At 50.3% G+C, this 20,236-nt stretch carries 18 protein-coding genes; 4 read left to right on the top strand and 14 right to left on the bottom strand.

Translation table 11 applies throughout. The annotated features are described in order from the left end of the window. Positions 1–254: 254 nt before the first annotated feature. A complete protein-coding gene (locus tag HEP82_RS18590; protein ID WP_192459432.1) occupies positions 255–2,438 on the top strand; it encodes a type I secretion system permease/ATPase in 2,184 nt (727 codons plus the stop codon). A gap of 153 nt (positions 2,439–2,591) precedes the next feature. Here HEP82_RS18590 and HEP82_RS18585 read toward each other — a convergent pair whose 3' ends face one another. After that, complete coding sequence (locus HEP82_RS18585) at positions 2,592–4,112, bottom strand: sensor domain-containing protein (RefSeq protein WP_192459431.1); 1,521 nt, start codon at positions 4,110–4,112, stop codon at positions 2,592–2,594. 763 nt (positions 4,113–4,875) lie between these two features. Continuing rightward, entirely contained in the window at positions 4,876–5,667 is a 792-nt protein-coding gene (gene pdeH / locus HEP82_RS18580) for a cyclic-guanylate-specific phosphodiesterase (protein WP_192459430.1), read from the bottom strand. A 342-nt stretch (positions 5,668–6,009) separates the two neighbouring features. On the opposite strand from pdeH, the gene HEP82_RS18575 reads away from it, so the two are divergent. After that, positions 6,010–6,270 carry a YfhL family 4Fe-4S dicluster ferredoxin gene (locus tag HEP82_RS18575; RefSeq protein WP_192459429.1) on the top strand — a complete coding sequence of 87 codons (261 nt, stop codon included), beginning with the start codon at positions 6,010–6,012 and terminating at the stop codon, positions 6,268–6,270. A gap of 8 nt (positions 6,271–6,278) precedes the next feature. Here HEP82_RS18575 and acpS read toward each other — a convergent pair whose 3' ends face one another. From acpS to rpoE, 11 genes are all read right to left on the bottom strand, one after another. Next, a complete protein-coding gene (gene acpS, locus HEP82_RS18570; RefSeq protein WP_192459428.1) occupies positions 6,279–6,659 on the bottom strand; it encodes a holo-ACP synthase in 381 nt (126 codons plus the stop codon). After that, positions 6,659–7,390: a pyridoxine 5'-phosphate synthase gene (gene pdxJ / locus HEP82_RS18565; protein WP_192459427.1), complete on the bottom strand. Its 732-nt coding sequence runs from the start codon at positions 7,388–7,390 to the stop codon at positions 6,659–6,661. The genes acpS and pdxJ overlap by 1 nt, the downstream gene beginning before the upstream one ends. A 74-nt stretch (positions 7,391–7,464) precedes the next feature. After that, a complete protein-coding gene (recO, locus tag HEP82_RS18560; protein ID WP_192459426.1) occupies positions 7,465–8,199 on the bottom strand; it encodes a DNA repair protein RecO in 735 nt (244 codons plus the stop codon). 12 nt (positions 8,200–8,211) lie between these two features. After that, the gene (gene era / locus HEP82_RS18555) at positions 8,212–9,117 is read right to left on the bottom strand and encodes a GTPase Era (protein ID WP_192459425.1); all 906 of its coding nucleotides are present in this window, start codon (positions 9,115–9,117) and stop codon (positions 8,212–8,214) included. Further along, positions 9,114–9,794 carry a ribonuclease III gene (rnc, locus tag HEP82_RS18550; RefSeq protein ID WP_192459424.1) on the bottom strand — a complete coding sequence of 227 codons (681 nt, stop codon included), beginning with the start codon at positions 9,792–9,794 and terminating at the stop codon, positions 9,114–9,116. Before rnc ends, era begins: the two co-directional genes overlap by 4 nt. 181 nt (positions 9,795–9,975) lie before the next feature. Continuing rightward, positions 9,976–10,944 (bottom strand): signal peptidase I, encoded by a 969-nt coding sequence (gene lepB, locus HEP82_RS18545; protein ID WP_192459423.1) that lies wholly within the window; start codon positions 10,942–10,944, stop codon positions 9,976–9,978. Positions 10,945–10,960: 16 nt separating this feature from the next. Beyond that, on the bottom strand, positions 10,961–12,760 hold the full coding sequence (lepA, locus tag HEP82_RS18540) for a translation elongation factor 4 (RefSeq protein WP_192459422.1): 1,800 nt from the start codon (positions 12,758–12,760) through the stop codon (positions 10,961–10,963). 278 nt (positions 12,761–13,038) lie between these two features. Next, positions 13,039–13,506, bottom strand: a complete 468-nt coding sequence (gene rseC / locus HEP82_RS18535; RefSeq protein ID WP_192459421.1) for a SoxR-reducing system protein RseC — start codon at positions 13,504–13,506, stop codon at positions 13,039–13,041. Then, positions 13,503–14,459 (bottom strand): sigma-E factor regulatory protein RseB, encoded by a 957-nt coding sequence (gene rseB, locus HEP82_RS18530; RefSeq protein WP_192459420.1) that lies wholly within the window; start codon positions 14,457–14,459, stop codon positions 13,503–13,505. The genes rseC and rseB overlap by 4 nt, the downstream gene beginning before the upstream one ends. Then, complete coding sequence (rseA, locus tag HEP82_RS18525; protein WP_192459419.1) at positions 14,459–15,112, bottom strand: anti-sigma-E factor RseA; 654 nt, start codon at positions 15,110–15,112, stop codon at positions 14,459–14,461. The genes rseB and rseA overlap by 1 nt, the downstream gene beginning before the upstream one ends. A gap of 48 nt (positions 15,113–15,160) precedes the next feature. Further along, positions 15,161–15,736 (bottom strand): RNA polymerase sigma factor RpoE, encoded by a 576-nt coding sequence (gene rpoE, locus HEP82_RS18520; protein WP_015854473.1) that lies wholly within the window; start codon positions 15,734–15,736, stop codon positions 15,161–15,163. Positions 15,737–16,100: 364 nt separating this feature from the next. On the opposite strand from rpoE, the gene nadB reads away from it, so the two are divergent. Next, on the top strand, positions 16,101–17,720 hold the full coding sequence (gene nadB / locus HEP82_RS18515) for an L-aspartate oxidase (protein WP_192459418.1): 1,620 nt from the start codon (positions 16,101–16,103) through the stop codon (positions 17,718–17,720). Positions 17,721–17,750: 30 nt separating this feature from the next. Here nadB and trmN read toward each other — a convergent pair whose 3' ends face one another. Continuing rightward, the gene (gene trmN, locus HEP82_RS18510; RefSeq protein WP_192459417.1) at positions 17,751–18,497 is read right to left on the bottom strand and encodes a tRNA(1)(Val) (adenine(37)-N(6))-methyltransferase TrmN; all 747 of its coding nucleotides are present in this window, start codon (positions 18,495–18,497) and stop codon (positions 17,751–17,753) included. A 184-nt stretch (positions 18,498–18,681) separates the two neighbouring features. Between trmN and srmB the strand changes: the two genes are divergently transcribed. Next, entirely contained in the window at positions 18,682–20,022 is a 1,341-nt protein-coding gene (gene srmB, locus HEP82_RS18505; RefSeq protein WP_192459416.1) for an ATP-dependent RNA helicase SrmB, read from the top strand. Positions 20,023–20,236: the final 214 nt, after the last annotated feature.

Genomic DNA, 20,236 nt, shown 5'->3' with positions numbered 1-20,236 from the left:
CGTCAATAATACTCGCCCGAGTTCACGGCTCCCCCCGCCCCTGACTGCGCACCGCCAGCCATTTACGCGACAATATCTCCGACGAGTAGAATGAAGAGTTGCGTCCGATACGTTCTACCATCAATAATACTTGTAACCGTTAACTGTATGAGTCCAATGCATTCAGTTAATGCATTTGAGTTATATCACTTTTTTGATTGACCTCGACGCTTTTGCCACCGGGCAGTCATGATGGTTAGGGAACACGCCACAGCATGAATGCATTTCATGGACAACCGCCGGATGATACGGAAAATCCCGTGTCTCGCCACTATCAGGACTTTCGCAGTCGTCATGATGACCCGCTGCTCGACAGCCTTTTGGTACTGTGCCGGTTACAGGGGAAAGCCTCCAGCCGCACGGCGCTGACCGCCGGATTACCCCTGAAAGAACAGCGTTTAACCATCAATTTGCTACCGACAGCCGCCGCCCGTGCCGGTTTGCAGGCCCGGATCCTCAAACGCTCATTATCAGCAATCCCCAGAATGTCGCTGCCTGCCATGCTGATGCTCCGGGAAGGCCGGGCGGCTATCCTGCTGGGGTGGAATGACGATGGGTCGGCTCGTATCATGCCGAGCGAAACGGAGGGCGGCGAAATAACCCTCGACCACAATACTCTACAGCAGAATTATCTGGGTTTGGTGCTGTTCGCCCAGCCGCGTCATCGCTTTGAACAGCATGTTTCTCCGCTACTCTCCCGGACTTATTCATGTGTCAGCGAAATCCTGAACTTGTCGCGCTTCTTTTATCTGGATGCTGCTATCGCCAGCCTGCTGATAAGCGCCATCGCGCTAAGTCTTCCGTTATTCGTGATGCACATCTATGATCACGTAATTCCCCGCCAAACCACCGAAACCCTGTGGATGCTGGCTTCAGGCATCATCATTGCTCAGTTGTTTGAGCTGCTACTGCGTGCTCTACAGCATCTCTGTCTGAACAAAGCAGCCAAGAGAATTGATGTGACCGCGTCTGCGACATTATTTGAACGGCTATTGGGCATGCAGACCGCCGCCCGGCAGCAAGCAAGCCCACTTATTCACAACATGCTTGCCCTGCAGGGATTGAGACACTTTCTCACCCCCCAAAATTTGAGCGCGCTGCTGGATATTCCCTTTACCGTACTGGCCTTGATCGTCATGGGGTTTATCGGCGGGCCTCTGGTTTGGGTTCCGTTGCTGACATGTCTGGGGCTAAGTGCGGCATACTGGCTCTTACAATTGCCGTTATCAAACGCCATCAGGAAATCACAACCGCTTCTCAGTGAACAAACCTCGTTATTGATAGAAACCTTGTACGGGCTGGATACCATCAAAATCAATAATGCAGAGAGTGAACGGCAATACCAATGGGAGCAAAATGTTGGGTTGCTCAGCCGGCTCAGGGCCCGCATCAACTCACTGGCCGCCTTTTCTTCTAGCCTGACTCACTGGGGAACACAATTCGCCGGGCTCATCATCGTGGTACTGGGCGTCTACCGAATCATGGGCGATACACTCTCGCCCGGCGCATTGATCGCCTGTTATATGCTCAACAGCCGAATACTGGCGCCTCTGAATACGTTGGCCTCGCGCCTGAGCCGCACGCTTCATGCCCGTCTGGCGGTAGATGCCGTCCATCAGATACTGCAATCACCGCAGGAACGCCATGAAGCGCAACGACCGCTCACACGAGAAAATATTCGCGGTAGCATTGAATTTCGCGATGTCACCTTTCAGTATCCGGAGCAAAAAAAATGCACGCTGACAGATCTTAACCTTTCGATCCGTCCCGGTGAAAAAGTAGGCATTATCGGCAGGACTGGATCGGGAAAAAGCACATTGGAAAAATTGCTGCTCGGGCTTTATTCCCCTTCGCACGGCAATTTATTAATTGACGGAATGGACGCTCGCCAGCTTGATGTCGGCGATCTGCGCCATAACATCGGCTATGTACCGCAGGATATCCAGCTATTCAACGGGACGTTGCGCGAGAATCTACTCTGCGGCGCACGTTATATCGAAGACGAGGCCATGTTGAAAGCGGCCGACATTGCCGGGATTAATGAATTCGCCCGGTTACACCCTGACGGATACAACCTGCAGGTCGGCGAGCGCGGCTTACAGTTATCCGGGGGGCAGCGGCAAGCCGTCGCCATCGCTCGAGCCTTATTGCTGGAACCACCGATCCTGGTGATGGATGAGCCCACCAGCGCAATGGACAACAGCAGTGAGGACCGGTTTCGTCAGGCGCTGATGCCTTTCCTTGAGGATAAGACGCTGATATTGGTCACTCATCGGGTTTCCATGTTGGCGCTGGTCGACAGGCTCATCATTCTTGATAAAGGGCGTGTGATTGCCGATGGCCCCAAAACAATTGTGATGGATGCATTAAAGAAAGGTCAGATCAATACGTCGCGCTGATGTTCGAACCACGGTTCAAACCAATTCGATTCCGGACGGGATATTAATCAGGGTCAAGCATTATAACGGGGCGAGGTGATGCAATAGCCAAGTTAGGTGCATATCAGACAGAAGAAGGAACGGGGCAGTATATGCAGCGGGTTTCTGTCGAATTCACTGATGGGTGCTATTGAGATCGTGGTAGATCTGGGTCTGGCTCCGCCCCAACGCTTTAGCCTGGTACATGGCGGCATCTGCGTTGATTGCCAGCGTCAGCGAATCCGTTCCATGCTCCGGATATAGCGCAATACCGATACTGCACGATATATCGAGCTTCTTCCCTTCGATAAAGAAGGGCTCATTCAAGGCATGATGGATTTTATCTGCAACATACAGTGTATTTTCAATTTCTTTAATTCCCTGCAACAGGATGATGAATTCATCACCGCTCCGGCGATATACGGTGTCGGTATCCCGCACCGCGCTACGCATACGTGCGGCAGCTTCCTTCAACAGTAAATCGCCTGTCGCGTGGCCAAAGGTATCGTTGATTTGTTTAAACTTGTCCAAATCAAGGAACATCAGTGCAATCTTCCTGCCAGTCTGTTTGGAGAGCTGGATAGCTTGCTCCATCTGCTCGGCAAACGTTAACCCATTCGCCAGCGATGTGAGAGAGTCGTAATGCGCCAGCTGGCGGTAATGCTCTTCGCTGCGACGCAACATATCGATTGCGCGATATCGCTCAATCGCGACGGCGACCAACTGCGCCGATTTTTCAATGGATGCAATTTCATCTTCCGTCGGAGAATAGACTTTTCGATGATAAACGCTAAGGACACCTAATATTTCTTTATTCTGACCAAAAATAGGCTCCGACCAACATGAACGTAGCCCGGCATACAATGCCAGACCTTTATAAAGAGACCAGTGGGGATGTGTAGATATATCTTCTGCGATAACACGTTTTCCACTATATGCAGCGGTTCCAAAAGAGGCGGCACCATCAGCAATCTTCACGTTATGCATGGCATTTTTATAAAAGCCCGGCAGGCTGGGCGCAGAACCCAGAGCCAAACATTTCTTTTCCTTATCAACCAACAATACAGAGCACACGATACGCCCAGGGTTTTTCTCTTCCACGCTGAAAATAATTGCGTCAAGAATATCTTTCAGCGGCGCGCCGCTAGATAGCAGCTCCAGTGCGCGATTATATGAATTATCATGATGTTCCTGAGTCTTACGCTCGGTAATGTCTATTTTTATACCAACATACTGCATGGAATTACTGGCTTTATTATATATTTTTACGATACTGGCTTTTTCCCAATATAACTGTCCGTTTTTCTTACGATTAATAAATTCTCCATTCCAGACTTCACCTTTATTCAGCGTTGACCATAATTCGTCATAAACACTGGCATTGGTCATTCCGGAACTTAATATATTGGTTTTTCTGCCAAGAATCTCTTCCGCCTCATATCCCGACATCGTCGTGAATTGACGATTCACATAAACGATTTCACAGTTTTCATCAGCAATCATTATCGATGCAGGGCTGTACTCGGCAGCAAAGAAAATCATATTCAGAAAATCTTGCTTTTTTTGATCTGAATTGCTTTTCTCCTGAAGCCGACGATTTCTTGCCGAAGAAACCACTAAGAGCACTATTAATAGAATTATTATAATTTCATACACAATAACACTCCCCTCAGGCCCAAATGGTCCTGAACGTACAAAACGTCGAATCACTGAAAATGAAAAATCCCGGCAAAAACATCCCCTCACATGGGTTTTCAGGGTCGGCACATTTCCGGAGAGTAGAAAGGGAGAATAAAAAAACTATCCGGCTCTCATGGATAGTTCACAAACATAAAAACGACAGCATAAAGCCTCCATATCGCCGCGTGCAGCCCCCAAGGGTAAGAATCAGGCACTAATTGAATCAGCTATATTAATAATCGTTATAGATATAAGCTTGACTAATAATTAGATACCCCCCTTTACGCATTTTGTAGCGCAATATTGTGACCATCAATTTTTCGTAAGCAAATCACTTATACCAATAGGTAATATTATTTTAATCAAAAAAATCTATCATAAGCTTGTTTTTGATCGTTGGTAACAAACATTTATACTTTTTTTATTAAAAATCAAATAATTATATATCACATTAACCGAGAAGCACATCCATTGCGAAATGATCTCGTTTTCAACAAAATAGCGCTTTCTCACGTCAAAAACTCAATTATCTACCACATAAAACACTAGTTTTTTACAAAAAACAAGCCATAAAAAACACGAACCCCACCATTAGTAAACTAATAATTTATTTTTTGTTATAGAAAAATCCAGGGCTGCTTCTGACGCGGTCAGCGCTCCCTGATATACAAAAGCGAACGCTGTGGACGAAAACGATACATGGGGTTGCGGAGAAAATCTTGGCAAAAAAACGAGTGTTCTAGAGTTCGGTGTGAAGACTGTCTATTTTTTCAAAAGGTTGAGGTCTGGAAAGGAAATACCCTTGCGCAGCAGAGGCATTGGACTGTTTGACTATCTCCCATTCTTCTTCGGTTTCAACACCTTCAATCACTACGTCGTTGCAATAGCTGGCCAGTAACGTGATCAGATAAGGAAATAGCTGACGTCCTTGCTCCGTTTTCAACAACATAATGAATAACTCTCTGGCTATTTTGATACAGTCATACCTGGTCAGAGAAAGAGAAGAAAAATTAGCAACGCCACATCCAAAATCATCCAGCCACAATCGATTCGCCTCTGGCAACCCCGCCAGCTTGTCTTTGGGGAGCACATCCAGGTTCTCTACCAGTTCAAAACGCAACCACGGCATAGAAGAGAGCAGTTTCTTTGCTGCACGGTTGTCCTGCAGAGCTAGAAGCGTCAAGCCATCGATATTGACGGACGCACGCAAGCCATCGTTCTGGAAACGGAGAGACCACTGATTCAGAAACCGAAGTTGATCAATAACAATATCCAACCGTTCAACAACATTAAGGTGGGAAAAATATTTCTCGGGCGAGAGGAGAGTCTGGGGAGAAGAGGGATGAAATACGGCGGTCAACAATTCGATTCCCATCAGCCGACCTGATGTCCGATAAATCGGCTGAAATGTGTAGCGTCGATGGCAACAGCGCCAAGAATCAACATCAACGCATCCTTCTTCTCCTGATGAAGAGATGGCAGGGCCGGACTGATTAAAGTGACTATTTTGCTGCACCAGATATTCCGCCATGAAAGATACGCTTACCAACAAAAAATATACCACATGCACATATAAGTTTATCGAGTGAACCCTGACAAACTTTATCCTGGCCGGATGTAAGATGAATTACATTACAAAGTAAACATGACGGATACATTGCATGGGAAAAATTGTTTTTATATCAAACGACTATGAAAAAAACACACTGCAACTACATAATCAAGTTAAGTCTACCCGCCATATACGCTATCAATCAGCAGAATAGACTCTGTTTTTGTGTTTTACTCGGCCTCATCGCCTTGATGAAGGTACCGAGTGTGTAAAACACATTGCCAGAGTATAATCGGCGCCGTTTTATAGAAGGGAAATAACATGGCTCTGCTGATTACCGCAAAATGCATAAACTGCGATATGTGTGAACCGGAATGCCCTAATCAGGCAATCTCCATGGGGATAGAGATTTATGAAATAGACCCGTTACGCTGTACCGAATGTGTCGGACATTATGACATCCCCACCTGCCAACGGGTTTGCCCGATCGATAATACAATTCTGAAAGATCCCAACCGCCAGGAAAATACCGAGCAACTTTGGGAGAAATTCGTTCAGTTGCACCATGCAGATAAACTCTGACTCATCATTCAACTCTCAATGATGACTGTGGCACAGGCATAGTGCCGCTCATCCGCCAGAGAAACATGAATGTGTCTTACGCCCATTTCCACAGCCAGTTCTGCCGCGCGAGCGAGCAATTTCAGTTCAGGTTTTCCCATTCCATTGTTGAACACCTCAAAATGGGCAAAAGCCAAGCCATTTCGAATTCCAGTACCAAACGCTTTAGCCGCAGCTTCCTTTACTGCGAAACGCTTGGCAAGAAAACGCATCGGCTGATGATGCATCTGGTATTGCCGCCACTCATGCTCACTAAGAACCCGTCTAGCCAAACGGTCGCCGGAACGCCCGGCCACCGCTTCAATTCTGGCGATCTCTACAATATCCGTACCGAGCCCCAGTATTGCCATTAACGACGTGCTTCCCGCATCAGGGACTTCATGTCTGCGACTGCGTCGGCGAGACCACTCATCACTGCTCTACCAATAATGGCGTGACCGATGTTCAACTCATGCATCTCAGGCAGTGCTGCAATAGGTTGTACATTGTGATAGGTCAATCCGTGCCCGGCATTAACGTTAATCCCCAAGCCGGCGGCATAAACGGCTGCCTCACGAATGCGGGCAAATTCTAGCTGGCGGGTGTGTTCATCAGCCGCATCGGCATAGGCGCCAGTGTGGATTTCAATATAGGGTGCGCCACAGGCGGCGGCAGCGTCTATCTGCGCATGATCCGCATCAATAAACAGGGAAACCTGAATCCCGGCATCACGCAATCTGGCTACCGAGATCTTCATTCTTTCCAACTGTCCGGCAACGTCCAGGCCGCCTTCCGTTGTGACTTCCTGGCGTTTTTCCGGTACCAGGCAACAAAAATGCGGTTTCAGTTCACAGGCAATAGCCAGCATTTCATCAGTCACTGCCATTTCCAGATTCATCCGGGTCTGGATGGTTTGACGCAACAACCTGACATCCCTATCGGTGATATGGCGCCGATCTTCCCGCAAATGCACAGTGATCCCATCTGCTCCCGCCTGTTCGGCGATAAATGCCGCCTGCACCGGATCCGGATACGCAGTACCACGCGCATTACGCAAGGTGGCGACGTGATCGATATTTACGCCCAACAACAACTCAGACATGATTTATCCTTCATCAGTAAAACGATTGCGTCAGTGTACACCCATGATAACCGCGACGGCATATTCACATTAACTTATGCCTCTCCTTTCGAAGGCGGCATGTATCGTTTAGGCAGAAATTGCCGAAACAGTTCTCTGCTTTTCAGCGGGCGAGGCCCCAAATAAGGCTTCAGAGCGATGCGAGTGAAACGTTTAGCAGCACGCAACGCCTCCATGTCCAGGAATTCGCGGGCAGCAAGCGCCTGTAACTCTCTACCGGTAAAACTACGATTATCCACCACCAGACTAGCGATAAACCCTTTTTCTTCCCGGTAACGGTAAGTCATCGTGTCGGAAACCGGCTCCCCGCTGCCCGCGCAGTGGAGAAAATCAACGCCATACCCAAGATGCGCCAATAATGCCAGTTCGAATCGCCGCAAGGCAGGCTCCGGAGACCCTTGTGCTGCGGCAAGTTGTTGTAAGCAATAAAGATAATCAAAGAATAAAGCGGAATAGTCGGTTTCGAATTCCAGGACTCGCATCAGCAGCTCATTGACATATAAACCGCTATAGAGCAAAGCACCATGAAGTGGTAATGCCAGCGAAACGGGCTCGGCATTGCGCAACGTTTTGACTTCGCCGCGCCCTCCCCAACGAACCAACAGCGGCGTAAACGGTTGGAGAGCACCTTTAAGGTTTGAACGACGGGCCCGGGCTCCTTTGGCCAGCACTCTGACCCGCCCTTCATTTTCAGTGAACAAGTCCAGCAACAGGCTGGTTTCACTATAAGGTCGCCCATGAAGCACAAACGCGCGCTGCCATCCCTCCATAGGCATCGACCCTTATAAATCGTCGATATATCCCAGGCTACGCAGCGCACGTTCATCATCCGCCCAGCCTGATTTAACTTTCACCCACAGTTCGAGATGAACCCGAGCTTCGAACATCCGTTCCATATCCTGACGCGCTTCAATGCCAATCGTTTTGATCTTGGCGCCTTTATTGCCAATCACCATTTTCTTTTGGCCTTCGCGCTCTACCAGAATTAACCCGTTAATGTCATACCCACCACGCTCATTGGCGACGAAGCGTTCAATCTCCACTGTTACCGAATACGGCAGCTCTTCGCCCAAAAAACGCATCAGTTTTTCACGAATAATCTCAGACGCCATAAACCGCTGGGAACGATCGGTAATATAGTCTTCCGGAAAATGATGAAGACTCTGCGGCAGATGTTTACGCACAATGCTGGCAATCGCATCAACGTTAGTGCCTTTTTCCGCTGAAATAGGCACCACATCCAAAAATTTCATCTTTTCGCTCAACATCTGGATATGGGGCAACAACAAAGACTTATCCGTAATGTTATCGACCTTATTGATCGCAAGCACGACAGGTGTTTTTTGTTCCCGCAACTTATTGACCACCATCTCGTCATCGTCGGTCCAGTGGGTACCTTCCACAACGAAAACAATGAGTTCTACATCACCAATCGAACTGCTGGCGGCACGGTTCATCAACCGGTTGATAGCTCGCTTTTCTTCAATGTGTAGCCCTGGTGTATCCACATAGATAGCCTGATACGGCCCTTCCGTATGGATCCCCATAATGCGATGGCGTGTCGTCTGCGGTTTGCGGGAGGTAATAGATATCTTCTGACCCAGTAACTGGTTCAGTAAGGTGGATTTGCCGACATTCGGACGGCCGACTATTGCGACAAAGCCGCAGTAGGTTTGCTCTTCGCTCATTCAAGTTCCAGCTTTTTCAACGCTTGTTCGGCCGCAGCCTGTTCAGCTTTGCGACGGCTTGATCCGGTTCCCACTACCGGCTCGCCGAAACCGCTAACCTGGCAGTGAATAGTGAACTCCTGATCGTGTGCTTCCCCCCGCACCTGCACCACCAGATATGTCGGCAGCGGAAGGTGTCGTCCTTGCAAAAACTCTTGCAATCGGGTTTTCGGATCTTTCTGTTTATCTCCGGGACTGATGGCATCCAGACGGCTCTGATACCACTTGAGAATCAGACGTTCGACCGTCTGAATATCACTATCCAGGAACACGCCGCCAATCAACGCCTCCACGGTATCCGCCAGAATGGATTCACGACGAAAACCGCCGCTTTTCAACTCTCCCGGCCCAAGCCGCAGACACTCGCCCAATTCAAATTCCCGGGCAATTTCCGCCAGCGTATTGCCACGAACCAATGTAGCGCGCATCCGGCTCATATCGCCTTCATCAACACGAGGAAAACGATGATATAACGCATTAGCGATCACAAAACTCAGAATGGAATCTCCGAGAAACTCCAGCCTTTCATTATGTTTACTGCTGGCGCTACGATGGGTCAGAGCCTGCAATAAAAGATCGTATTGTTGGAAAGTATAACCTAGTTTTTTTTGTAAGCGATTTATGAGGATGGGATTCATGTGTTACCAGAAAACCTATAATGCTTTATTAAACAACAGCATACGGAACAGACCTGTCTTTTCATACTACTAGTCAAAACTGTTTCGTTTGCAGTGGCTCCCACCCGGGAGCCTGCGTTTATTTATTTGAAATATTCTACAACGGAAGACTCAAATATGCTGCGTGTTTATTTACATTGATTTAATGAATACCGCCAATCCGACTCAGGCGAATACCGGTAGGCCATTCGCCTTCCTGTTTCTCAAAACTCATCCAGATTGCCGTTGCTTTGCCGACCAGATTCTTCTCCGGCACAAATCCCCAGTAGCGACTGTCCGCACTATTATCTCGATTATCACCCATCATGAAATAATGACCGGCGGGGACAACCCAGGATGCCAACGGCTGTCGCGACTGTTGATAGTACATCCCCAACTGATCCTGCGCGCCGGGAACCATCAGAATATTATGCGTAACTTCACCCAGCGTCTCTTTACGAGCAGCCATGCGAATACCCTCGCTGGGCTGACCAACAGGGATCTGATAGAAACCACTGCTCATTTCACGGCCAGTACCGTTAAAAGTCTGTACAAAATCACTGGCTTCAACATTGCTATAAGTCACCGGCAACGCCTTGTCGCAACGCTGTGGATCATTGCACCCCGGCTGGATGGTGACTTGCTTGGCAAGCGGATCATAGCTGACGCGATCGCCTGGCAACCCCACCACCCGCTTGATGTAGTCCAGCCTCGGGTTGACAGGATACTTGAACACAGCAATGTCGCCACGTTGCGGATGCCCAGTTTCCAGCAGCGTCGTCTGGGTTATCGGGTCCTTAATGCCGTAGGCGAATTTCTCCACCAGAATAAAATCCCCAATCAGCAAGGTTGGCATCATTGAACCAGACGGAATCTGGAACGGTTCGAAGATAAATGAACGCACAATAAACACTAACGCTAATACCGGGAATACTGATGCACAGGTTTCAATCCAACCGGGCTGCTTCAGGCTGACCACCGATGGTGTATCACCAACAGTGCTACCCGCTTGCTGACTGAGCGCCGCGGCTTTGGTGCGGCGAGCCGGGGCCCATTTGAAACGCTCCAGGCACCAGACAATGCCAGTCACCAGCGTCGCCAACGCCAGAATCAAGGCAAACATATTGGCCATGCCAACTCCTCAGGTGTTATTTACTTTCCTTGCCCACATGCAGAATGGCCAAAAACGCTTCCTGTGGCAGTTCGACGTTACCTACCTGCTTCATGCGTTTTTTACCCTCTTTCTGTTTTTGCAACAGTTTCTTCTTACGGCTGACATCACCGCCATAGCACTTGGCCAGAACGTTTTTACGCAGCTGTTTCACGGTGGATCGCGCGATAATGTGGTTGCCGATAGCCGCCTGAATAGCGATATCGAACTGTTGACGCGGGATTAAATCCTTCATTTTTTCTACCAACTCGCGGCCGCGGTACTGTGAATTCTCGCGATGGGTAATCAATGCCAGCGCATCGACCCGCTCGTTATTAATCAGCACATCCACTCGCACCATGTCAGACGTCTGGAAACGTTTGAAGCCATAATCCAGCGATGCATAACCGCGTGATGTCGATTTGAGGCGATCAAAGAAATCCAACACCACTTCCGCCATTGGAATGTCATAAGTCAGCGCAACCTGGTTGCCGTGATAAACCATATTGGTCTGCACACCGCGCTTCTCTACGCAGAGAGTAATCACATTACCCAAATACTCCTGCGGCATCAGCATATGGCATTCTGCGATCGGCTCCCGCAGTTCATGGATATTGTTGACCGGTGGTAGTTTGGAAGGACTGTCTACGTAGATGGTTTCATGGCTGGTGGTTTCCACTTCATACACGACAGTCGGCGCAGTGGTAATTAGATCCAGATCGTATTCACGTTCCAGACGTTCCTGGATGATTTCCATGTGCAACAATCCAAGGAAACCACAACGGAAACCAAAACCCAGCGCAGTAGAACTTTCCGGCTCGTAAAACAATGACGCATCGTTCAGGCTCAGTTTACCCAGTGCATCGCGGAACGCTTCATAGTCATCGGAACTGACCGGGAACAAACCGGCATAAACCTGGGGTTTTACTTTTTTGAACCCCGGCAGCGGCGTCTCCGCTGGGTTACGAGCCAGCGTTAAGGTATCCCCCACTGGCGCACCCAGAATATCTTTGATGGCACACACCAACCAACCGACCTCGCCACATTGCAGCACATCGCGGTCAACCTGTTTCGGCGTAAAAATACCCAGACGTTCGGCATTATAAACCTGGCCGGTGCTCATCACCTTGACCTTATCGCCTTTACGCAAGCTACCGTTCTTGATACGAATCAGGGATACGACGCCCAAATAATTGTCAAACCAGGAGTCAATGATCAACGCCTGCAGCGGCGCTTCAGGATCACCCACCGGCGGCGGAATATCACGCACCAGGCGCTCAAGTACCTCCGGAACGCCCACGCCGGTTTTTGCTGAGCAACGCACGGCATCCGTGGCATCAATCCCGACGATGTCTTCGATTTCCTGACTGACGCGATCAGGATCGGCGGCCGGCAGGTCAATCTTGTTCAGAACCGGAACGACTTCCAGATCCATCTCGATAGCGGTATAGCAATTCGCCAACGTCTGCGCTTCAACCCCCTGACCGGCATCAACCACCAGCAGAGCGCCTTCACACGCAGCCAGAGAGCGGGAAACTTCATAAGAAAAATCGACATGGCCTGGCGTATCGATGAAGTTCAGCTGATAGATCTGACCGTCAGACGCCTTGTAATCCAGAGTGACGCTTTGCGCCTTGATGGTAATGCCGCGTTCACGCTCCAGATCCATGGAATCCAGCACCTGCGCTTCCATTTCCCGTTCGGACAAACCACCACAGATCTGGATGATGCGATCAGAGAGAGTCGACTTACCGTGGTCGATGTGAGCAATAATGGAAAAATTTCGTATATGCTTCATTATAAAAGTTTTTCTACCTTGGTATTTCTGAAATTATTGCCGATCGGCATGCGCGTCATTGACAACCATAGCTGCTGTCATATACCCGAATCGCAGCATTCTACATGCCATGCGAGGGAAAACCTAGTCATGGCCGATACCAATACCTGTGATTATGAACGCTCCCGCAGCGATACCCGAGAAATAAACTGAAAACAGCAGTAAAAAGTGATTTAAATAGGAAAAAATATGGAGTTAATCGCGAAAGGGATATCTGCTGGACAGCCATCATGGCCAGGTTAAGGCGTGACGCTTGCACGTAATACCGATTCAGGCAAGGCAACCTGCAGAATAACCGGTTGATAGCGTCGATCATTCCCCATTCTGGACGACATTCTATGGATCCCCATAAAGCTTACTGCCGCCCCGAAGAACGCGCCAAACACTGATGCCGGTTCACTGTTCAACCAAAACTGCATTCCGCCTGCGCCAGCCAGCAGCCCCAGCAAAGGCACCAGATAAACCAGCATCGCCGAGCGCAGTAAGCTGGTTTCAGCAAGACCAATTTCTACTCGCTGCCCAGGCAGTAACGGTTTTGAATAGGGAACCCACAGTTGGTGCATGACACTATCGCCGTCATTCCCGCTGAGCAACCCTGTGCCGCAGGATGTGCGAGTCTGACAACTACTGCATCCCGAACGAGGTTCACAACGCAACAGGGCGCGGCCTGCTTGCCATGAAATAACCGTAGCCCACTCTTTTATCATTGTGATGCCTTGAATATCACGTTATCGGCGATTCGTCTCGCCGTCGCCAGCGGCAACTCACCAATCACAGTAATCTCGTGCTCATTACGAACCTCGGTATGAATAGCTTTACGCCCCAGCAACGCATTTTGATCAGGGTGTTTCTCGCCAACCGGACTGATATTGACGGAAAAGCTAAACAAACCGTCGCTATATAGTCGCGACTCCACCACGCCGTTGACGCCGGGCAACGTTCTTTGGCTGCGGGAGATCTCTTCAACCCCTGCCGGTAGCCACTCGCTAATCCAGTTGAAATTCGCTGTAGTCCCAGCCGGGATATTCACCGGTGGCGGTAAATTCAGACTATCCAGCGGTTTTACCGCCGACTGAACCTCATGGTCATCAAACGAAAGAGAAACAATACGGAACTGTTCCAACAGTTCGCCGTTTTGATCGAGCAAATCGACCCGCAATGGTAAATGAGACTCAGAATCCAGACAGATAACATAGCTGAAACGGGTACCATCACGAGATACAACCCGAATCACATCACCTTGCCGATCAGCCAGGCGAATACGCCCGGTTGGGATGAAATCGTAATATGTCGATAACCGATCGAAATTAGCAAAAATCAGCGAAGGCAACGCATCGACAATATGATCGCCAGACAAAGTAAAAGGCTCAGAATCTGATTCGAAATAACTGATTTCATGACCTTTTTGAACAACAGCTCGCCGAGGGCCGTCCAAATGAACCAACTCCGCCAAGGTGTCCTTCCCGTCGATAATATGGCGATAACGCAACGATTCGATTCCCTGGCGGGAAACGTTGATGAAGTGGATTTCATAATTCAAAGATCGACTGGCGCTGCCCATCTGCTGCAACAACGCCCCGGTATCGCTTTGCGCCGGGGCGAAGGAGGAATAAGACAGGCTTCCCAGCAATACACTTGCGGCAAACCAAAAACGCTTCATTACTGCGGCTGGATTCCTAATGATTGAGTCCCTGGGACCTGTACAGCAGCCTGCTGTTGTTCACCCTGCGGCTGCAATTGCTCTGAATGCACTCTGCGTTGCAGCTCATAATCCTGTAGCAGCGCATTAATCCGTTCATGCTGCGCCTGCATCTGACGCTGACCGGAGTGTGCAACGCCATTTTCCGATGGAACGCTCAAACTGACCGGCGATGCCGAACCCATAACCGGCAATGTACTGATTACCGGCGCATCCGCCGTATTATCCATTGCAGCGTTATTTTGCTGGTAGTGCTGAACCCCGACAATCACTGCCAGCGAAACACAGGCCGCGACACCAATCTGCGTCAAATGGCTGACCAGCGGCCGCACACGACGCCAGAACGGCATTTTTTGCCATGCATCCGGATGAGGTTGGGCATCCTGAACCCGTTGAGGAGCAATCCGCACCGGCTCCTGCTCCAGTGCTGCTGCCACTCTGGATGCAATATCTACATTCAACAGGCGTTCACAGACTTCTCCACGCAACGTGTCGCGAACCACATGATAACTCTGCCAGCATTGTTGTAACTCCTGGTCTTGCGACAAGGATTTCAGCAATTCATTATCTATCGCCTCACCGTCCATCAGAGCGGAAAGTTTCTCTTTCTGCATACCTCACCCTACCTTGTCAAATTCGTCATGAGTAACATTCAGAGCAAGCTAACGCTGAATAAGCGGTTGCACTTTATTATCAATCGCTTCCCTTGCGCGGAATATTCGAGACCGAACGGTACCGACGGGGCAGTCCATGATTTCGGCAATCTCCTCATAACTCAACCCATCCAGTTCACGTAATGTAATCGCCATCCGCAAATCTTCAGGCAACGACTCAATAGTCTGAAAAACGATCCGTCGTAACTCTTCTGACAACATTAAGTTCTCAGGGTTCGAAATTTCTTTTAACGCGCCGACATTTTCATAATTTTCGGCATCGTTGGCGTCCACATCGCTGGAAGGTGGACGACGCCCCTGAGCAACCAAATAATTTTTTGCGGTATTGACCGCGATACGATACAGCCAGGTATAGAACGCGCTTTCTCCGCGAAATGACTCTAGCGCGCGATAGGCTTTAATAAATGATTCCTGTACAACGTCAGGTACATCACCGGGCGGAACATAACGGGATACCAGACTCGCCACCTTATGTTGGTAGCGAACGACCAGTAAATTAAACGACGCCCTGTCGCCTCTCTGGACCCGCTCAACCAGCACCTGATCCGCTAACTGCTCGCTCATCCGAGGTAATATCTCCCCAAATCTGCCTCCACGCCCCAATTACGTACCGCCAGCCATTATCATAAAAATCGAGCAAGCACTCGTTTCGAGTCTGGTTTGCGTCATAAAGTTCCACACATGGCATTTTTATTTTGCTCTTCACGCAAAGCATGCCGTACATGCATCGGACAACCTTCGTTCAATTCCGTCAGGTATGTCACACAACCATGAAAATCATACGTTAAAAGTACGCCCCTGGCATCCCGAACCACCAGCCGCAACATCCCTTCCGCCACAATGTTTAATAAACTAAACAAAAATGATGTATGAATGCATTTATTGATGCTAGCATCACTAGCATTGTTTTATAAACTAAACAAACATCATGCCTTCGACGACAAAACACCATTCAACGACAGAACACTCTTGTGATGTCCTCATCATCGGTAGCGGCGCCGCCGGGCTTTCCCTTGCACTTCGTCTGGCCTCTCATGCCAGAGTTATGGTGCTTAGCAAAGGCCCCTTGAACGAAAGCGCCACGTTTTATGCTCAGGGTGGTATCGCCGCAGTTTTCGACGAAACCGACAGCATTGAGTCGCATATTGAAGATACGCTCATTGCCGGTGATGGGCTGTGTGATCGCGAAGCAGTTTCCTTTATCACCCGAAATGCCAAACAGTGTGTTCAGTGGCTGATCGATCAAGGCGTGCTGTTCGATACTGAAACCGACGAGCAGGGTGAAGCACGTTACCACCTGACGCGCGAAGGTGGCCACAGCCATCGTCGCATTCTGCATGCCGCAGACGCCACCGGCAAAGAAGTGGAAACCACGCTGGTATCTCAGGCCAGACAGCATCCCAATATCATCCTGTTGGAGCGTTACAATGCTGTTGATTTGATCACATCCAGTAAGCTCGGGCTGTCCGGTCACAAACGTGTAGTAGGCGCTTACATCTGGAATCGGGAGAAGGAACATGTCGAAGCCTGCCGGGCCAAAGCTGTCGTTCTGGCCACGGGCGGTGCCTCGAAGGTTTATCAATACACCACCAATCCTGATATTTCTTCCGGCGATGGTATCGCTATGGCATGGCGAGCAGGGTGCCGGGTGGCGAACATGGAGTTCAACCAGTTTCATCCCACCTGCCTTTATCATCCGCAAGCACGAAATTTCCTGCTGACAGAGGCGCTGCGTGGTGAAGGCGCCTATCTGAAACGACCAGATGGCAGCCGTTTCATGCCCGAATTCGACGCTCGGGCGGAACTGGCGCCCAGAGATATCGTAGCGCGCGCCATCGACCATGAAATGAAGCGGCTGGGTGCGGACTGCATGTATCTGGATATCAGCCACAAACCCGCCGACTTCATTACCCAGCATTTCCCTACTATTTACGACAAACTCCTGTCGCTGGGCATCGATCTTACCCGGGAGCCGATCCCTATCGTCCCCGCAGCCCACTATACCTGTGGCGGAGTGGTGGTAGATCAGCAGGGCCGCACCGATCTCAGCGGCCTCTACGCCATTGGCGAAGTCAGCTATACCGGTCTGCACGGCGCCAACCGAATGGCATCGAACTCATTGCTGGAATGTTTGGTCTACGGTTGGTCAGCCGCCGAAGACATTCTGCGGCGTTTACCCCACAAAACACTGGTCGACAACCTTCCCCCCTGGGACGAAAGCCAGGTGGAAAACTCCGACGAAAAGGTGGTCATCCAACACAACTGGCATGAGCTTCGGCTATTCATGTGGGACTATGTCGGCATCGTGCGGACCACCAAACGCCTGGAACGCGCACTCCGCCGCATTAACCTGTTGCAACAGGAAATCAACGAGTATTACGCCAATTTCCGTATTTCCAACAATCTGCTGGAATTACGCAATCTGGTGCAAGTCTCCGAATTGATCGTGCGGTGTGCGCTAGCCCGCAAAGAGAGCCGCGGTCTGCACTACACGCTGGACTACCCGGAACATACGGATACTCTCCAGCCCACCATGCTGCATCCGTAAGCGCCCCCGGCCATAGCCGTCAGCAAGCGCTCACATAGACAGGTAGAAATCCCGTGTGAGCGCCCGATAATCCGGTGAATATTGCTGCCATTCATCACGGATCAACAACGCGCTGCTATACACAGGGTCAATCGGTGCTTGCGTTAATGCCAGCAGGACACGATGTACCGGACGCCGAGGATTGTCAGCCACATCAACCCGCAACGCCAAATGCCATTGCAAGGATTCAGCAAGGAAGAGAAAGTCCCCGGCAATCTGGCTAGGCAACACCACGCAAAAGCGCCCTTCCGGCATCAGCACCGCACTCACCGAATGCAACAACGCCTCATGCGACAACGCGCTGGTATAGCGTGCCTGCGTCCGCTGTGGCGATGCGCACGCGACGCCAGCGGCAAAATAAGGCGGATTGCTCACCACCAGCGAATAGCGATGCGGCGTCGTACAGGCAAACTCGACGATATCTGCCTGATGAACCACCACCGTATCGCGCCAGGGGGATGCCGCAACGTTTTCCGCCGCTTGTTCGCTGGCTGCAATATCAAGCTCCACGGCATCCACCGGAACCCGTCCCTCACATCGTTGGGCCAGCATCAGGGAAATCAGCGCCGATCCGCAACCAACGTCCAGAATCCGGCTTTCATGACGCAACGGCGCCCAAGCACCCAGTAATATGCCATCGGTTCCCACTTTCATGGCACAGCGGTCATGAGCAATAAAAAACCGTTTAAAAGTAAAACCATCAGCACGCAAGTCAGGCGTAGGCTGCCGAGCACTCATGTATGTCGATCCTTTTTCTGTCAGCGCAACGCGGTAATATCCGGCATTATAGGTGACGCTCACCCCCGACTTCACGCAGAAACCATTGCATTCATTCTTCGGGGGGCTTAATCGCCGTTCTGCTTTAACAGATGAACAAGCAGAGTAATACGTCTATAATCGGCGCCCCGAACAGAGGTGGATCATGACTGCAACCAATTTTTCCGAGTTTGACCTTGATGAAAGCCTGCTTGAGGCCCTGAATGATATGGGGTTCAAGCGTCCGACAGCCATTCAGGCGGCGGCGATTCCCCCGGCGATGGATGGCAGGGACATACTGGGATCCGCGCCGACCGGCACAGGTAAAACAGCCGCTTACTTGCTGCCAGCCTTGCAACATCTGCTGGATTTTCCTCGCAAAAAATCAGGACCGCCTCGTATCCTCATCCTGACGCCGACACGGGAACTGGCCATGCAGGTTGCTGATCAAGCGCGTACGTTAGCGGCTCATACCCATCTGGATATCGCCACGATCACCGGTGGTGTCGCCTACATGAACCATGCTGAAGTCTTCAGCGAAAATCAGGACGTCGTCGTCGCAACCACAGGGCGTCTGTTGCAGTACATCAAAGAAGAAAACTTCGACTGCCGGGCAGTGGAAACGTTAATTCTCGATGAGGCTGACCGCATGCTGGATATGGGATTCGCCCAGGACATCGAACATATCGCCGGAGAAACCCGCTGGCGCAAACAAACGTTACTGTTCTCCGCTACGCTGGAAGGCAACGCGGTTCAGGATTTCGCCGAACGGTTGCTCAACGAACCGGTTTCTGTTGAAGCGGATCCCTCACGCCGGGAACGGAAAAAAATACTGCAATGGTACTACCGGGCAGACAATATCGAGCATAAGACGGCGCTGCTGTGCCATTTGCTTCGCCAACCCGATGTGACCCGCTCCATTATTTTCGTTCGCAAACGCGAGCGCGTGCATGAGCTAGTCGATTGGCTTCGCCAGGCGGGTATCGACTCCTGCTATCTGGAAGGCGAAATGGTGCAGGCCAAACGCAACGAGGCGATTACACGTTTGAGCAACGGCCGGGTAAACGTACTGGTGGCAACCGATGTGGCGGCCCGGGGGCTGGATATTTTGGATATTAGCCATGTTTTCAACTTCGATATGCCGCGTACTGCCGATATTTATTTGCACCGCATCGGGCGTACCGGACGAGCAGGCCGCAAAGGATGCGCTATCTCACTGGTAGAAGCTCACGATCATCTGCTGCTCGGAAAAGTCAGCCGCTATCTGAACGAACCGCTCAAAATGCGCGTTGTTGAGGAACTACGTCCAACGACGCGCGCGCCTAGCGAAAAGTCCACGGGGAAACCCTCGAAGAAGGCCCTGGCCAAACGTAAAGAGCAAAAAGAGAAAGAAAAAGAGAAGCAAAAAGCCAAAGTCAAGGTTCGGCATCGCGATCGCAAAAATATCGGCAAACGCCGTCAACCAAGCACGTCGACGGACAAACCGGCCGACAGTGGCGAACAGTAAAAGTAAATATCCGCCTCAACGCTGGAAGCTTTACGGAACCCTCCGCCTAGCAGGCGAGGGGTTCTATAAACAAAAAGAGGGAGCCTATCGGCTAATGCCAGTCACTTAAGGTGACTGGCATTGTTTTTAAAAGGGTATTTGGGCTTTTTTTGCCTCACTTCTCTTTCATACTCCCGCTCCCGTCTCGGCGGCAGTTTCAGCATCGCGGCATTGC

This window comes from Musicola keenii, from assembly GCF_014855505.1.
Taxonomy (GTDB): Bacteria; Pseudomonadota; Gammaproteobacteria; order Enterobacterales; family Enterobacteriaceae; genus Musicola; species Musicola paradisiaca.
Note: the sequence above shows the minus strand (reverse complement) of the source record. Positions and strands in the feature narration are given on the sequence as shown.

Coding starts and splice junctions, on each gene's coding strand:
- HEP82_RS18590 (WP_192459432.1), top strand. CDS start 255: ATGAATGCATTTCATGGACAACCGCCGGATGATACGGAAAATCCCGTG.
- pdeH (WP_192459430.1), bottom strand. CDS start 5,667: ATGGCGGAATATCTGGTGCAGCAAAATAGTCACTTTAATCAGTCCGGC.
- HEP82_RS18575 (WP_192459429.1), top strand. CDS start 6,010: ATGGCTCTGCTGATTACCGCAAAATGCATAAACTGCGATATGTGTGAA.
- acpS (WP_192459428.1), bottom strand. CDS start 6,659: ATGGCAATACTGGGGCTCGGTACGGATATTGTAGAGATCGCCAGAATT.
- pdxJ (WP_192459427.1), bottom strand. CDS start 7,390: ATGTCTGAGTTGTTGTTGGGCGTAAATATCGATCACGTCGCCACCTTG.
- recO (WP_192459426.1), bottom strand. CDS start 8,199: ATGGAGGGATGGCAGCGCGCGTTTGTGCTTCATGGGCGACCTTATAGT.
- era (WP_192459425.1), bottom strand. CDS start 9,117: ATGAGCGAAGAGCAAACCTACTGCGGCTTTGTCGCAATAGTCGGCCGT.
- rnc (WP_192459424.1), bottom strand. CDS start 9,794: ATGAATCCCATCCTCATAAATCGCTTACAAAAAAAACTAGGTTATACT.
- lepB (WP_192459423.1), bottom strand. CDS start 10,944: ATGGCCAATATGTTTGCCTTGATTCTGGCGTTGGCGACGCTGGTGACT.
- lepA (WP_192459422.1), bottom strand. CDS start 12,760: ATGAAGCATATACGAAATTTTTCCATTATTGCTCACATCGACCACGGT.
- rseC (WP_192459421.1), bottom strand. CDS start 13,506: ATGATAAAAGAGTGGGCTACGGTTATTTCATGGCAAGCAGGCCGCGCC.
- rseB (WP_192459420.1), bottom strand. CDS start 14,459: ATGAAGCGTTTTTGGTTTGCCGCAAGTGTATTGCTGGGAAGCCTGTCT.
- rseA (WP_192459419.1), bottom strand. CDS start 15,112: ATGCAGAAAGAGAAACTTTCCGCTCTGATGGACGGTGAGGCGATAGAT.
- rpoE (WP_015854473.1), bottom strand. CDS start 15,736: ATGAGCGAGCAGTTAGCGGATCAGGTGCTGGTTGAGCGGGTCCAGAGA.
- nadB (WP_192459418.1), top strand. CDS start 16,101: ATGCCTTCGACGACAAAACACCATTCAACGACAGAACACTCTTGTGAT.
- trmN (WP_192459417.1), bottom strand. CDS start 18,497: ATGAGTGCTCGGCAGCCTACGCCTGACTTGCGTGCTGATGGTTTTACT.
- srmB (WP_192459416.1), top strand. CDS start 18,682: ATGACTGCAACCAATTTTTCCGAGTTTGACCTTGATGAAAGCCTGCTT.